Genomic DNA, 13,881 nt, shown 5'->3' with positions numbered 1-13,881 from the left:
CTCTTTAAGAGAGTAGAGACAAGTGTGAAGATCTAAAATCTCAAATTGAGTCAGGGTCCAGAAAATACAGCCTGCTCTATATCTTTTCGGCTGAGAGAATATTTAAAAGAGCGTTGAATGTCTTGTCCTACTGCTTCAGCATCAATGTATCGGATCGTCAACTGGTCGATATCTAGCCATAGTTCGGCTTCCCAGTTCGATTTTTGAATGTGCCAGCAATGCAGTTGCTTTTGGTCTTGTTGGCAACCTTGGTCTTTCAACCACTGCTCGATTTGGGGTAAAGGATGATTGTATAAGGGAGTGTCGGCAGAAGGTAAGGACATATATTAGAAGTTGTAAGTCGTAAGTCGTAAGTCGTAAGTCGTAAGTTGGAATTTCCTAGCCACCAGCCAAAGTGCCGCTCTTTATTGATAACTTTGTACAGACGTTACATGTAACATCTCTACACTGACAATTGACAACTGAGCTGGCGGGACTAGAGTTTGCAAGGTATCACCCCGGATCGTAGCAATAGCGATCGCCAATAATATACAACCTATGAAGGTCAATCCCAAAATAAACAAGACAAAAACTTCTCCAGATGACAGGGGACGATCTGTAGGGTCGAGGTAAGCAGAGGAACGCCGTTCGTCTTGTCGTGCGGCTGCGCGCTGAAAATCTGGAGGTGGTTGGATGACATACAGACGAGAATAGCCAATGTGTAAGTCGTAATTCGTCCGCCGTTCTGGATTGCTCAGCGTGGCATATGCTTCGTTGAGCTGCTGAAATTTGACAGTAGCAATTGCTGAAGGTAAGTCAGTTGTATCAGGATGATACAGCTTGCTGAGATGTCGGTAGGCACGACGAATCTCGATTGGCGATGCCGAGGGATGCAGTCCAAGCAGGGTATAATGAGTGGCTTGGTCTGTCATGCGGTCTGACACGCGGTCTGACATGGGGCGATCGCTATTATTTGGCATTCCCCAGTGTTGAGTCACGGCAGTTTGACTAGTGCGGTTAGTTTTTTATCTATTTTAAATCTACTCATGCTAAGCAGCTGCATTTCATCTCAGATTTAATTTAAAAGTTCAGTAGTAATAAAATTTACGTTTGATTCAAAATCTCAACTTAAAAGTACAGAAAATATCTCTGTTTCAAAAAAATATATTTCTACTATGTTTGCACTTTTAAATTAGTTGAAACATACTTTTTAGACAAGCGAATAATTATAGAACTTAAGTATAAAGCCAAGATTTTCAAATTTTCCCGATGGATGAATACAAGGTTAGACTAGACTTAGAATTTTTTTGCTTGCTTTTTGGTTACGCGATCGAAACTCTGAATTATAGCGGTTTTCAATTGGGTGAAATACACAGACTGTAGGGGCGCACAGCTGTGCGCCCCTACCAGCGTTATATATGCGATCGAGACTCTGAATTAGAGTTCGCAGCGCGTCCGAATGAATTGTATATAAAAACACATTTACCCGAAGCTAGTTTTGCTAGTCTAAACCCTGCATTCTGAATATCAAAGTGTGCGTTTGGGTGTGAGGATAAATGCATAAATTCTTGTTGCAAGTATTGCCGATCGCCTCGGTAATATTAGCGTGTCATGCCGTTGATAGTTATAGAGCAAGTGCAGAGACTAACGCGGTAGAAGTTAGCTCAAAACAGACACTAGCTAGCATGAATTACGATCGCGAAGCTAAATTATTACTACCTCCCGATCGCAGCGATCGTCACGCAACCAATCGTACTTCCATAGAACCTGAAACCGATCTAGCGACGACTCCTAGAGTCGAGATACCGGAAGCAGCAAGTGGCGACTCGATGGCGCAAGTCACATCTGTATCGCAGCTATCAGATGTCCAACCTACTGACTGGGCATTTCAAGCGTTACAGTCATTGGTAGAGCGTTATGGTTGTATTGCAGGATATCCAGACAGCACCTATCGAGGCAGCCGTGCTTTAACGAGATATGAATTTGCGGCTGGTTTGAATGCCTGTTTGGACAGAATTAACGAACTCATTGCTACAGCATCGGCAGATACCGTTAAGCAAGAAGATGCCGATACGCTGCAAAAATTGCAGACAGAATTTGCCGCTGAATTGTCTGCTTTGCGCGGTCGCGTGGATGCTTTAGAAGCAGCGACAGCAGAACTAGAAGCCAATCAATTCTCGACTACAACGAAATTAAGCGCTCTAGTTTGGGCTAACGTCACGGGAGCTTTTGCCGATGGTGACGTACAATTTGAATCAGTCGATCTCTTTCCGCCAGCTGCATTTGGCGGCGTTGTCGCTAGACGAGGGGGAAGAGATGCAGTCACAGGCAGACCAGTTGTACAAGAACTTACAGACGATCCAGAAATTACTTTCAGCGATCTGATCTGGTTAAATTTCGATACTTCCTTCAATGGTAGGGATAGCCTCAAGGTGCGGCTAGTCGCAGGTAATGCCGACTCTCCCGCCAACCAATTCACCTCAGCAGGGCTGTACAACACCTACGGCGTACCCTTTTTTGACCAAACTGCGGGGATTCAAGGGTTGGGTAATGATGTCGTTATCCACGAATTGTATTACAGTTTTCCCGTGGGGGATAATCTTGAAATTGCTTTTGGTCCCCGGATTAACTGGTATCGCCTATTTGACTACAACGCTTTTACCTTCATCCTCACGGGTGCGAATAGTTTTAACTCCAATGGCGGTACGCTAGTCAATGCGATCGACCGAGGATCGGGGGCGGTTATAACTTGGAAGCCTAGCAAGCAATTGCAATTGACCGCAGGTTACATTGGAGAAAATACAGAATTTCTTTCTAGTACGATCGCACCTGGATTTAACACCTCTAGCGATCCGAGGTTTGGCTTATTTGGTGGTACGTACACCGCAACAGCTGAACTCACTTACTCGCCCAGCCAAAATTTTAATTTAAGGCTGCTATACAATCGGACGCGGATTCAAGCAATTGGCGGAGTCATTGGTGGTGCAACAGGAGAGCCAATTTACGGAATTGCAGATAATGGTAGTTCTGCGGTATTCGATCCAGTGACAGGACTCGTTGCTGATGGTGGTTTGGATGCTGGTTTAGCTGATACCTATGGAGTTAATTTTGATTGGTTGCTAACTCCTGGTATCGGTTTCTTCGGACGTTACACCTATGCCAAGACAAATCTAGTGCCTGGTGATGGAGAAATTGAAGCTCAAGCAATGCAAGCTGGTGTTGCTTTTCCCGATTTAGGTAAGGAGGGGGCGCTATTAACTATCTCTTATGTCAGACCGTTTGCCATCTTGGATGGACGCGATTTTCTTGTTGCTGGAGGCGGAAATGGTGGCGTGCAGTACGAGTTTGAAGCGAATTATTATTTTCCACTAACAGATAATATAGCTTTAGTACCAGCGTTTTATCTGATTGCCAATCCAAATAACTTTAGCGATAACCCAACGATCTATGTAGGTAACTTAAGAGCGCAGTTTAGCTTTTAAGCGATCGCTTCATCAATTGCCGTTATCAACTTGAAGGTGCAAACAAGAAATTTTATCGGCTAAGAGCGAATCAATTGTCATACTCGTATGAACCTCTAATTCAGCACTGGGTAAAGCTTCAAACAAAAACCGTTGTCCTGGAAAAACTGCCCGTTCAAAATAGTAACTGGGAAGATCGACAATGCGAATCACCTGAATTTGGCTGGTTGCATTAACGTAGCAGCATAGTATAAGACTCTCTTGCTCAGCTGGTAGAGACCTAATTATTTTCGTCATAATCATACAATAATGAGTCTTGGATCGATGCTCCAACTATACATGCTTGACTCAGATCTACCCCAGTTAGTTCTACTAACTTTAATTGTGCGTAACGTAAATCTGTTCCGGTCAGATTAGCACCACTGAGATTGGCTCCAGTTAAATTCGTTAAGCGCAAATCTGCTCTATTTAATAAAGTGTCACGTAGATCTACACTGCTTAAATTAGCTTTAATAAGAATTGCTCTACTCAGGATGGCTTTATACAAAGTCGCATTGCTAAGGTCAGTTCTCCAAAGGGTAGCTCCAGTTAAGTTTGCCTCGCTGAGCTTGACTCCTTTTAAGTTGGCTCCATTCAGGTTGGCTCCAGCTAACTCTGCTCTGCTCAAGATGGCTCCACTCAAGTCGATTTCACTCAAATCGACTCTGCGCAAGTCAAAACAACTAAAATCTCTTTTGCCAGCAGTATAAAGCTCTAGTAGAGTATCAACATTCATAGATCGGCATTCATAAATACGCCAGGAGTTACGCACGGAAGTTGAAGATCTCGAGCCCCCCTAGCCCCCCTTTTTAAGGGGGCTTTAAATTCCCCCCTTTTTAAGGGGGTTGGGGGATCTTCTATAAAGCCCCCTTAGAAAGGGGGTTGGGGGATCTTCTAAATCTTTTCACCGCGCTTGCGAGATATATTGGGTTTGAAAGAGCAGTGCTAGCTAGCACCACTCCCCCATTTAGAACGTTTTACATCCGACGCAGGTTGAGTAACTCTTGAGGAGAAGCAAGCATATCAATGGCGACGAAGAAAATCTTGCCTTGAGGATCGATCAAAAACCGCCAAGCAATATTCATCCCAACGTTGACACCAAACCAAGGAGTTTGGACGACACCAGTGACTTTTACTTGTTTGGAGCCATCTGGTTGTACTTCACAGATACCTTGTTTCGGCATCATGTTTAAACCCTGCGCTTCTTCGCGCATGTATTTCGCGATCGCCTCATGACCGACAATTGGCTTTTGAAATGGGGGTTGTAAAGCACCATTAGCAGTAAACAAAGCAATAGCAGCGGCGAAATTGTCTGCGTTCATTGCTTCGACATATTGCAACACCGCAGGCTCGTTAATTCCTTCAATCTTGACATTGGTGGTGATGGGTTCGGTGCGTTCAAATACTGGTTCTGCACTCTTTCGAGAGCTGCTGGGAGCCAAGTCGGATGTATCGAATCCCATGTCTACGACTGTGTTGCGCAGAACTGTGATCTGCTGACCTGGATCGAGTTTCTGAGTTGCTTCTAGGACGACTTTGACACCAGGAGACATTTGATAGCCAGTTGGAATTGGAGCGACGATCCCCTGTTTCATCAACTCTCCTAACTCGTACCAAAAAGCTAGCTTGGTATTCACGCTGAAGAAACCATAGGAACGGTTGATCGGAGTGTCAATGCGATTAGCAAGGTCGCGCATGACTTTGGTTTGCTCTTCAGGTGACATTTGTTTGATTTGGGTGAGCAATCCTTCCGCCAGTTGTAAGCGAGCCGCGCCTGGAGCTGCGGGGGTGATTGTCCGACCCATTTCCGTGTAAGCATACCAAAGGTACGCTAGGCGATCGTCAACGCTCAGTTGGTCGAACAGCGCTATAGTGGCTGGAATTGGACTGGGGATTTGAGTTCCAGAGAAGATATTTTGTGCCGACTCGATAGTATATGTCACGATCGGAAGCTCCAGATTGCTTTGTATTAGTCGATTTTGAGATTTAAGGCAAAATGCTAAAGCTGGGGCTTTAGCACATACCCACTTGGTTACGTAAATAAATGTAACAAAATAGTTAACTTTTGTAAAGAAGTTTATCGATTTCGATCGTTTTGCCGCTCGATCCAGTAGATAGCACGCGCCATTAGGTAGTTTAATCGAGCAAGCGATCGCGCAGCCGCACACCAAGTTACACAGTAGCGGCTAGTTCAAGTGCTGCTTGCAAGCTAAATAATTCTGAGAAAACGTTGCATAACTTTACAATGCTTGTTACATTACCATTTAGTTAAAAAATGCATTAATTGGATAAACGTATATGAAATCTAACGTTCGGGATGATTTGATGAGCTTTTTACGCGACGAATTGTCGGTTTCAGAAGCAGCGATCGCGTTAGCTTTAAAAAAGGGAGAACAGGAGCTAAACTTTCTGCCGATGGTACTTTGGCAATACGGATTTATTACCTTGCCACAACTAAACCGCGTGTTCGATTGGTTAGAAATGGTGTAGGATCTACTAACGCTGTAACTCGTGTAACTTCACATCAACTATTGTCTTGAGTAGCAATATAAAGTGATGGCTTATGATACAGCCTTATCTGGCAAAAATTTCGATTTTTCCGGTTAAATCGCTTGATGGCATCACTTTGTCTCAAGTCAGTGTATTAGCAAGTGGCGCACTCCAGCACGATCGCGAGTATGCCTTATTTGACCAAAAAGGGCGATTTGTGAATGGTAAGCGCAATGCTAAGGTTCATTTGCTGCGATCGCAATTCGATGCAGATTGTCAACAGCTATCGTTACAAGTCCAAGGAACAGATGAGAGCGTTACTTTTCACTTGGATAAAGAGCGTTCGGAGTTAGAAGCTTGGTTGAGCAATTATTTTGGTTTACCTGTCAACATTAAGCAAAATAATTTCACAGGGTTTCCAGATGATACTAATGCTTCTGGTCCTACAATAATCAGTGCAGCTACGCTTGCAGAAGTTACCTCCTGGTTTCCTGACATAAGTGTTGAGGAAATGAGGAATCGGATACGAGCAAATATAGAAATTGATGGCGTACCTCCATTTTGGGAAGACCGATTATTTACCAAAGTAGGGGATAGTATCCAGTTTCAAATTGGAGAAGTTGTATTTGCTGGAATTAATCCTTGTGCGAGATGCATCGTACCCACAAGAGATTCAAAAACAGCAGTAGCCACAGAGAATTTTCAGAAAATCTTTGTTTCTAAACGTAAAGAAACCCTACCAGATTGGACAACTCCAGAGAGATTCGACCACTTTTATCGGTTAAGTATCAATACAAAAATTCCGTCGTCAGAAGTAGGAAAAATCTTAAAAATTGGCGATCCAGTTTCAATATAGGATCGTAGGGTGGGCATTGCTCACCTTACGATTCAGAATTTAAATAGAGCGAGTAGAATTCGCAGCTACACAAGCAAAGTCCGCCGGCGCGGACTAAGAGTTTGTTGCATCTAATTTTGCTTTGGTAGTAATTAGATTAACGTACTCGCTTTTACCATTAGTATAAGCCTCGCGATCGCCTGAAAATTGTGCTGCTAAATCTCGCTTTAGTTGTGCGTAGCGTGCGGCTTCTGCTGGGTGGCTACAGAGATAATTGCGAAAATACAATCTTTCCCATAATGTGTGTCCAGCAGTCGCCATATGAACGTGATAGGTACGCTTACCATCAGGCGATCGCTTAACAAACATCATATGCCCTGGAGGGCGATCGCTACGCCATAGATATTCATATCCTGCAGCTACTAACTTGGGTAAGGCTTCCTGCTGAATGCGATCGAAGCTAGGAATTTCTACTAACATATCGATTATGGGCTTAGCAGGCATTCCAGGTATAGCTGTGCTACCGAAGTGTTCGATTCGGAGGATCGAAGCTTTTCCCAGCAGATTTCGTAGGTAAATAGCTTCTTGCTCGAATAACTCTACCCATTGGCGATCGTATTCCACGATGACAATATTATCCATACCTTACCCCTAACTCTTTACCCCGCAACACCTGTGGCGATCGCATTCCTACAATTGCCACAAAGTGGCTAATATATAATTTCTATGGTCTGCTAGATATATCTTTAATGCTGAGGGGAGTTGCTTTAGTTTGCTGCGTACTGGACTTTGAGTATAAATCCCGATGTTAGAAGAAATTTTAACTTTCTCCGCCGAGCATCTCGATTCCTGCGCTCATGTATATGTTGAAACTTTTAAACAAGAACCTTGGAACGAGTGTTGGAGTTTTGAAACTGCAAGGGTGCGATTGTGGGAGACACTCAATACTCCAGGTTTTGTTGGATTTGTGTTACACCATCATGAACCGCTAGGATTTATCCTTGGTTATTGCGAACAATTTTATGATGGTAAGCACTTTTTTGTGAAAGATTTTTGCGTGCGAACCGATAAACAGCACCAAGGAATAGGAACAAAGCTACTCAATTATCTGACAATCGTGCTGACTCCTATGAACGTGTCCCAAATTTTTCTTCTGACACTTAGGGACGGGAAAGCAGAGGCATTCTATAGTAAGAATGGCTACCACGTGAGTCCGAAAATTATTGTCATGTCGCAACGACTCGGCTCTAGAACAGATTCATGGACATTTTAGCGAAGAATAGCACATTTCCAGCTATTAAATATAAAACTATAATTCTAGTTTTTAAAGTATGACCAAAACCACAGATTTTTTAAGTCACCTTAACCCCAGTCAGCGTACATCTGTAGAGCATTTTTGCGGTCCCTTGCTAGTGGTTGCGGGTGCGGGTTCTGGTAAAACGAGAGCATTAACTTATCGGATTGCAAATCTGATTCTCAAACACCGTGTCGATCCTCATAATATCTTAGCTGTGACTTTTACTAATAAAGCGGCACGGGAGATGAAAGACAGGATTCAAAAAATCTTTGCCGAACAAATAGCACTGAGTCAATACAATAAACCATTGGATAAATTAGCGCCTCACGAACAAACAAGATTGCGATCGCAGGTTTACAAAACCTATATTAAAGATTTGTGGATCGGTACGTTTCACAGTTTGTTTTCCCGGATTCTCCGATTTGATATTGAAAAATACCAAGATGAGAAAGGGAGACGCTGGACGAAAAACTTTTCGATTTTCGATGAGTCCGACGCTCAAAGTGTAGTCAAGGAAATTATTACTAAAAAACTCCAATTAGACGACAAGAAATTTGAACCGCGTTCCGTCCGCTACACTATTAGCAATGCTAAAAACCAGGGACTTTCTCCCCGCGATTTTGAACGAGAACAGCCTAACTATCGCGGTAGAGTTATTGCGGAAGTTTACGGATATTACGAAGATAAGCTAGCCGAAAACAACGCTTTGGATTTTGACGATCTGATCTTAATGCCAGTTAAGTTATTTCAGCAGAACGAACAAGTTCTTGGCTATTGGCATCAGCGATTTAGACATATTCTAGTTGATGAATATCAAGATACAAACCGAATTCAGTACGATTTAATTAATTTACTCACAACCAATGGTGAGACGAGAAAAAGTGAATGGAATTGGCGCGATCGCTCAATTTTTGTAGTTGGCGATGCCGATCAGTCAATTTATAGTTTTCGCATGGCGGATTTCACCATTCTGTTAGACTTTCAAGCCGACTTTGGTGATGGCTTACCTGACGAAGATACCCGCACGATGGTTAAGTTAGAAGAAAACTATCGCTCTAGAGAAACTATTTTACAAGCCGCTAATCAACTAATTGAAAATAATACCCAGCGGATCGATAAAATTCTCAAACCAACACGGGGAGAAGGAGAAAAAATCTACTGTTATAAAGCTGATGATGAAATCGCCGAAGCCCAATTTGTCATCAATCATTTACGTAGTTTAGAACAGCAACATTCAGAATTCAATTGGGGTAGTTTTGCCGTTCTTTATCGTACTAACGCTCAATCTCGTCCCATAGAAGAGAATCTAGTCCGTCAAGGTATTCCTTACACAATTGTCGGTGGATTGAAGTTCTACGATCGCAAAGAAATTAAAGATGTTTTGGCATATTTAAGAGCAATTGTCAATCCTTACGATACCGTAAGTTTGTTGCGCGTGATTAATACTCCCCGTCGCGGTATAGGTAAAACCACAATTGATAATTTAGTTAATGCTGCCCAACAACTTAATTTACCCTTTTGGGAAATTCTCAACGACGAGACATCAGTTAACACTTTAGCAGGGCGATCGGCTAAGGGTGTCAACAATTTTGCCCAATTAATTCGCAAATGGCAAGAACAGGTAGATACTCTTTCTCCGAGTGCGATCGTGCAAGGAGTTTTAGATGAGTCTAGCTATGTCAAAGATTTACAAAATCAAGGCACGGATGAAAGTTTAGATAGACTGCAAAACGTACAAGAACTTTATAACGCCGTCTTACAATTTGAAGAAGAAAACGAGGAGGTTAACCTATCAAATTTTCTTGCCAGTACAGCTTTAACTTCCGATTTAGACAATTTGAAAGAAGGACAAGCTGCTGTTTCTCTCCTCACGCTTCATGCTTCCAAAGGATTAGAATTTCCCGTTGTTTTTCTTGTGGGGTTAGAACAAGGACTACTTCCTAACTATCGTTCGCTTGACGATCCTAAATCGTTGGAAGAAGAACGCCGCTTGTGCTATGTAGGAATTACTCGCGCTCAAGAAATACTTTACCTCACCCACGCCCGCGAACGTCGCCTTTACGGTTCCCGCGAACCTGCAATTCCATCTCAATTTCTGGCAGAATTACCCAAAGAATTACTCAGTTTTCATCTTTCTAGCCAAGCGAAAGTTCCTAATACATCGACTAGATCGACTCACCAACCAACTCAAAAGTGGAGCCATCCTCAGAATAATAGTGCTAGCAAAAATTCATCAGAGGCAGATCTAGAGAGGGACTGGCGTGTAGGCGATCGCATTTTCCATAAAAACTTTGGTATTGGCGAAGTAACTCACATTTTCGGTTCTGGTAACAAAATTTCTTTAGCAGTTCGGTTTGCTAGTCTCGGTACGCCAAAAATTGTCAATCCTAAAATCGATCCACTACAAAAAGTAGAATGAGATTGGTATTGGGTAATTGGTAATGGGTATTGATTGACGAGCGATGACTAATACAAGGAGCTTTTTATGAGTCAGGCGCGAGTACGATGGACGACTAGCGATTTAGAGTTGTTGCCAGATAATGGCAATCGCTATGAAATTGTCGATGGGGAATTATTTGTGACACGCGCACCAGGCTGGGGACACCAAAAAACTATTAAAAATATCTGTAGAGAGTTAGATCTTTGGTCGTTGCAAACTGGGTTAGGAGAAGTAGTACCTACCCCTGGCATTATTTTTACTGATGCTGATAACGTTATTCCTGACGTAGTTTGGATAAGTAAAGAGCGATTGGCTGCTTTGCTAGACGAAGCAGAACACTTGACTGGCGCACCAGAATTGGTTGTTGAGGTACTATCACCAGGGGAAACCAACGAACGCCGCGACAAAGAGGCTAAACTCAAGCTATATGCTGCTCAAGGAGTGTGTGAATATTGGATAGCAGATCCGCGCTTGCAGCAAATTCAAGTTTATCGCCGCGAACATGCAACGCTGGTTACGGTAGCAACTTTATTTACCAGTGACGAACTTACCTCGCCTTTACTGCCTGGTTTTAGCTGTGCTGTGGCAAGATTGTTTGGTTAGACGTTTTAAGATTGAGTGAGTGCGATCGCACCGCCTACATTCCTGAAAACTGTATCAAATCCAGTTTGTTTCGCCAAATCAAATCCTATAAGCTAGTCGAGGAGTATCCAGTCGAATAGCTGCAAAAACCCGTGAAATATTTTTTTCTCACTGAGGGATGGACAGTAGGTAGAGTCTGGGCATCTGACGGTTTATGGAATGAAACAGCTTGGCGGCGACGACCAGACATTCAACGACTGAACGTTTGTTTGGTAGAAGCTCATGAAAAATTATGGCTGTATCGGGTAGAAGACACGATCATGACTGTAGAAGTCAGACCCGCTACTGCTTCCAGTAATGGCACAAAACAGGCGATCGGACAAGTTGTACTCAAGCGATTAATCACTGCCGAACAAGTCATCGATCGCTTGGGAATAGCCGAAGCTATGTGCCAACTCAAAAGCATTCAATCTGTAGTACAGTGAGTGGTGCGTGGTGCGTGGTGCGCGATCGGATTTCTATTCATATTCTCCTGGCTCCTGACTCAGCAACTCCTGTACGGGCGGGTTCACCCGAAATCTTCGTCGGAGTCAGAGATCTTTGGTGAACCCGCCCCTACGACTCCTGGCTCTTGAAACCCTTGATAACTGACAACTGACAACTGATAACTGATTCTCGTATTGCATTCAGTCCCGCCAATAGTTACACTTCTTTAATAATTCTCATTTTTGTATTGAATACCATTGCTGAATTTTACAAGTCAGCTGGATCGTCCAGATCCATATCTAGTAAGACTCGGTTGATGGCAATAACAAAAAGCCGAAAAATTATCCTGTAGAAATAACTCATCGAGGAGGAGCGTAGTCGATGGGACTACCTTGGTACAGAGTACACACAGTCGTCCTGAACGATCCAGGGCGGTTGATTGCTGTACATTTAATGCATACAGCACTAGTTGCAGGCTGGGCTGGTTCGATGGCTCTATACGAACTAGCTATTTACGACCCCAGCGATCCAGTATTAAACCCCATGTGGCGGCAAGGTATGTACGTACTGCCCTTCATGTCACGCTTGGGTGTAGTTGGCTCTTGGGGTGGCTGGAACGTCATGGGCGCTCCCAGCTACGACCCTGGTTTCTGGTCGTTTGAGGGCGTTGCTGCCGCTCACATCGTTCTTTCCGGTTTATTATTCCTAGCTGCTTGCTGGCACTGGGTTTATTGGGATTTGGAACTTTTCCAAGACCCCCGCACGGGCGAATCTGCTCTAGACCTGCCAAAAATGTTTGGTATCCATTTATTCTTGTCTGGTCTACTTTGCTTTGGCTTTGGTGCTTTTCACCTCACCGGACTATTTGGTCCAGGGATGTGGGTTTCTGACCCCTACGGCATCACCGGACACGTAGAAGCAGTCGCGCCGGAATGGGGACCAGCAGGTTTTAACCCGTTTAATCCTGGCGGCGTGGTAGCTCACCACATTGCTGCGGGTGTTGTTGGTATTATTGCTGGTTTATTCCACTTGACAGTTCGACCCCCAGAACGGCTTTACAAAGCTCTGCGGATGGGGAATATCGAAACCGTGCTTTCTAGCAGTATTGCTGCCGTCTTCTTTGCTGCTTTCGTTGTAGCAGGGACGATGTGGTACGGTAACGCCACAACCCCAATCGAACTGTTTGGTCCTACCCGCTATCAGTGGGATGATGGCTACTTCAAACAAGAAATGACCCGCCGCGTGCAAGCTAGCGTGGCTGAGGGTAAGAGCTTGTCTGAAGCTTGGTCGGAAATTCCCGAAAAACTGGCGTTCTACGACTACGTAGGTAACAGCCCCGCTAAAGGTGGTTTGTTCCGCGTCGGTCCGATGAACAAGACTAATGGTATTGCTCTGTCTTGGGCAGGACACCCCGTATTCAAAGATAAAGAAGGACGAGAATTAGAAGTTCGTCGTCTGCCTAACTTCTTTGAAACTTTCCCTGTTGTTTTAACAGATAAAGATGGTGTTGTCCGTGCCGATATTCCTTTCCGGCGAGCAGAATCCAAGTATAGCTTCGAGCAAACAGGTGTAACTGTTAGCTTCTACGGCGGTGAGTTGGATGGTCAAACCTTTACCGACCCAGCCGACGTGAAGAAGTATGCTCGTAAAGCTCAAGGTGGCGAAATCATCAATTTTGACGGCGATCAAAGCACCAGATTTGGCGATCTAGCACTTGCTAAGCCTGACGGTGTATTCCGTACTAGCCCTAGAGGTTGGTTCACCTTCGCTCACGCTACCTTTGCCTTGCTATTCTTCTTCGGTCATTTGTGGCACGGTTCTCGCACGATCTTCCGCGATGTATTCGCAGGGGTCGAGGCAGATTTGGAAGAACAAGTCGAATGGGGGCTGTTCCAGAAAGTGGGTGACAAGACCACTCGCCGTAAGGAAGCCTAAACTGAGGTCAGTTGTTAAGAACGGTTAAATATATTGTCGGGAAACAATTTTTCTAGCAGTTAATGTAACCGTTCTTTTCTTTTGATTGATAAACTATCAGTAAGAAGGAAGTCGTTAGGGAATACTGACATGGAAAGCGTTGCTTACATTTTGATTCTCGCGCTAGCTATTGGTACTCTATTCTTTGCCATAGCTTTTCGCGAACCACCTCGTATTGAGAAAAAGTAAATTTTTTCGGCTTAATTCGCTAAAAATAGCCAAATCATATCCATTTTCCACCGCTGTTATCGTCCTTGATAGCAGCGGATATTCCTTTATCAGGGAGCAGGGAGCAGGG

General features: G+C 43.9%; 16 protein-coding genes. 10 read left to right on the top strand and 6 right to left on the bottom strand.

The annotated features are described in order from the left end of the window. Positions 1–50: 50 nt before the first annotated feature. Both DSM107010_RS07885 and DSM107010_RS07880 read right to left on the bottom strand, forming a co-directional pair. Positions 51–323, bottom strand: a complete 273-nt coding sequence (locus DSM107010_RS07885) for a DUF3143 domain-containing protein (protein ID WP_015157364.1) — start codon at positions 321–323, stop codon at positions 51–53. A gap of 81 nt (positions 324–404) precedes the next feature. Next, positions 405–935 (bottom strand): J domain-containing protein, encoded by a 531-nt coding sequence (locus DSM107010_RS07880; protein ID WP_373425480.1) that lies wholly within the window; start codon positions 933–935, stop codon positions 405–407. A gap of 600 nt (positions 936–1,535) precedes the next feature. Here DSM107010_RS07880 and DSM107010_RS07875 point away from each other — a divergent pair. Then, entirely contained in the window at positions 1,536–3,461 is a 1,926-nt protein-coding gene (locus DSM107010_RS07875) for an iron uptake porin (RefSeq protein WP_106168186.1), read from the top strand. A 12-nt stretch (positions 3,462–3,473) separates the two neighbouring features. On the opposite strand, the gene DSM107010_RS07870 is transcribed toward DSM107010_RS07875, so the two are convergent. The 3 genes from DSM107010_RS07870 to DSM107010_RS07860 form a co-directional block, all read right to left on the bottom strand. Beyond that, complete coding sequence (locus DSM107010_RS07870) at positions 3,474–3,737, bottom strand: DUF1830 domain-containing protein (RefSeq protein ID WP_106168185.1); 264 nt, start codon at positions 3,735–3,737, stop codon at positions 3,474–3,476. Further along, complete coding sequence (locus DSM107010_RS07865; protein ID WP_106168184.1) at positions 3,721–4,215, bottom strand: pentapeptide repeat-containing protein; 495 nt, start codon at positions 4,213–4,215, stop codon at positions 3,721–3,723. Before DSM107010_RS07865 ends, DSM107010_RS07870 begins: the two co-directional genes overlap by 17 nt. A 241-nt stretch (positions 4,216–4,456) precedes the next feature. Next, a complete protein-coding gene (locus tag DSM107010_RS07860; protein WP_106168189.1) occupies positions 4,457–5,422 on the bottom strand; it encodes an orange carotenoid protein N-terminal domain-containing protein in 966 nt (321 codons plus the stop codon). Positions 5,423–5,777: 355 nt separating this feature from the next. On the opposite strand from DSM107010_RS07860, the gene DSM107010_RS07855 reads away from it, so the two are divergent. Beyond that, positions 5,778–5,969: a DUF2949 domain-containing protein gene (locus DSM107010_RS07855; RefSeq protein WP_015157358.1), complete on the top strand. Its 192-nt coding sequence runs from the start codon at positions 5,778–5,780 to the stop codon at positions 5,967–5,969. Between the two features lie 73 nt (positions 5,970–6,042). Next, entirely contained in the window at positions 6,043–6,825 is a 783-nt protein-coding gene (locus DSM107010_RS07850; protein WP_015157357.1) for an MOSC domain-containing protein, read from the top strand. Between the two features lie 93 nt (positions 6,826–6,918). On the opposite strand, the gene DSM107010_RS07845 is transcribed toward DSM107010_RS07850, so the two are convergent. Continuing rightward, positions 6,919–7,446, bottom strand: coding sequence for a GrpB family protein (locus DSM107010_RS07845; protein ID WP_106168183.1), 528 nt, complete (start codon positions 7,444–7,446; stop codon positions 6,919–6,921). A 163-nt stretch (positions 7,447–7,609) separates the two neighbouring features. Here DSM107010_RS07845 and DSM107010_RS07840 point away from each other — a divergent pair, with 163 nt between their 5' ends. The 7 genes from DSM107010_RS07840 (at position 7,610) to DSM107010_RS07815 (ending at position 13,772) form a co-directional block, all read left to right on the top strand. Further along, positions 7,610–8,077, top strand: a complete 468-nt coding sequence (locus DSM107010_RS07840; protein WP_106168182.1) for a GNAT family N-acetyltransferase — start codon at positions 7,610–7,612, stop codon at positions 8,075–8,077. A 58-nt stretch (positions 8,078–8,135) separates the two neighbouring features. Then, entirely contained in the window at positions 8,136–10,520 is a 2,385-nt protein-coding gene (pcrA, locus tag DSM107010_RS07835) for a DNA helicase PcrA (protein ID WP_106168181.1), read from the top strand. Positions 10,521–10,586: 66 nt separating this feature from the next. Continuing rightward, positions 10,587–11,144 carry a Uma2 family endonuclease gene (locus DSM107010_RS07830; protein WP_015157354.1) on the top strand — a complete coding sequence of 186 codons (558 nt, stop codon included), beginning with the start codon at positions 10,587–10,589 and terminating at the stop codon, positions 11,142–11,144. A 131-nt stretch (positions 11,145–11,275) separates the two neighbouring features. Then, on the top strand, positions 11,276–11,608 hold the full coding sequence (locus DSM107010_RS07825) for a hypothetical protein (RefSeq protein WP_015157353.1): 333 nt from the start codon (positions 11,276–11,278) through the stop codon (positions 11,606–11,608). After that, positions 11,605–11,730 (top strand): hypothetical protein, encoded by a 126-nt coding sequence (locus tag DSM107010_RS42110; protein WP_255410090.1) that lies wholly within the window; start codon positions 11,605–11,607, stop codon positions 11,728–11,730. The genes DSM107010_RS07825 and DSM107010_RS42110 overlap by 4 nt, the downstream gene beginning before the upstream one ends. Before the next feature lie 260 nt (positions 11,731–11,990). Beyond that, the gene (psbB, locus tag DSM107010_RS07820) at positions 11,991–13,544 is read left to right on the top strand and encodes a photosystem II chlorophyll-binding protein CP47 (RefSeq protein ID WP_015157352.1); all 1,554 of its coding nucleotides are present in this window, start codon (positions 11,991–11,993) and stop codon (positions 13,542–13,544) included. A gap of 129 nt (positions 13,545–13,673) precedes the next feature. Next, entirely contained in the window at positions 13,674–13,772 is a 99-nt protein-coding gene (locus DSM107010_RS07815; RefSeq protein ID WP_009632497.1) for a photosystem II reaction center protein T, read from the top strand. The last annotated feature ends 109 nt before the right edge of the window (positions 13,773–13,881 follow it).

The sequence above is a fragment of the Chroococcidiopsis cubana SAG 39.79 genome, assembly GCF_003991895.1.
Lineage (GTDB): Bacteria > Cyanobacteriota > Cyanobacteriia > Cyanobacteriales > Chroococcidiopsidaceae > Chroococcidiopsis > Chroococcidiopsis thermalis.
The sequence above is the reverse complement of the archived record's forward strand: the minus strand, read 5'-3'. Positions and strand labels throughout refer to the sequence as shown.

Coding starts and splice junctions, on each gene's coding strand:
- psbB (WP_015157352.1), top strand. CDS start 11,991: ATGGGACTACCTTGGTACAGAGTACACACAGTCGTCCTGAACGATCCA.
- DSM107010_RS07830 (WP_015157354.1), top strand. CDS start 10,587: ATGAGTCAGGCGCGAGTACGATGGACGACTAGCGATTTAGAGTTGTTG.
- DSM107010_RS07875 (WP_106168186.1), top strand. CDS start 1,536: ATGCATAAATTCTTGTTGCAAGTATTGCCGATCGCCTCGGTAATATTA.
- pcrA (WP_106168181.1), top strand. CDS start 8,136: ATGACCAAAACCACAGATTTTTTAAGTCACCTTAACCCCAGTCAGCGT.
- DSM107010_RS07840 (WP_106168182.1), top strand. CDS start 7,610: ATGTTAGAAGAAATTTTAACTTTCTCCGCCGAGCATCTCGATTCCTGC.
- DSM107010_RS07845 (WP_106168183.1), bottom strand. CDS start 7,446: ATGGATAATATTGTCATCGTGGAATACGATCGCCAATGGGTAGAGTTA.
- DSM107010_RS07870 (WP_106168185.1), bottom strand. CDS start 3,737: ATGACGAAAATAATTAGGTCTCTACCAGCTGAGCAAGAGAGTCTTATA.
- DSM107010_RS07880 (WP_373425480.1), bottom strand. CDS start 935: ATGTCAGACCGCGTGTCAGACCGCATGACAGACCAAGCCACTCATTAT.
- DSM107010_RS07850 (WP_015157357.1), top strand. CDS start 6,043: ATGATACAGCCTTATCTGGCAAAAATTTCGATTTTTCCGGTTAAATCG.
- DSM107010_RS07865 (WP_106168184.1), bottom strand. CDS start 4,215: ATGAATGTTGATACTCTACTAGAGCTTTATACTGCTGGCAAAAGAGAT.
- DSM107010_RS07815 (WP_009632497.1), top strand. CDS start 13,674: ATGGAAAGCGTTGCTTACATTTTGATTCTCGCGCTAGCTATTGGTACT.
- DSM107010_RS07885 (WP_015157364.1), bottom strand. CDS start 323: ATGTCCTTACCTTCTGCCGACACTCCCTTATACAATCATCCTTTACCC.
- DSM107010_RS07855 (WP_015157358.1), top strand. CDS start 5,778: ATGAAATCTAACGTTCGGGATGATTTGATGAGCTTTTTACGCGACGAA.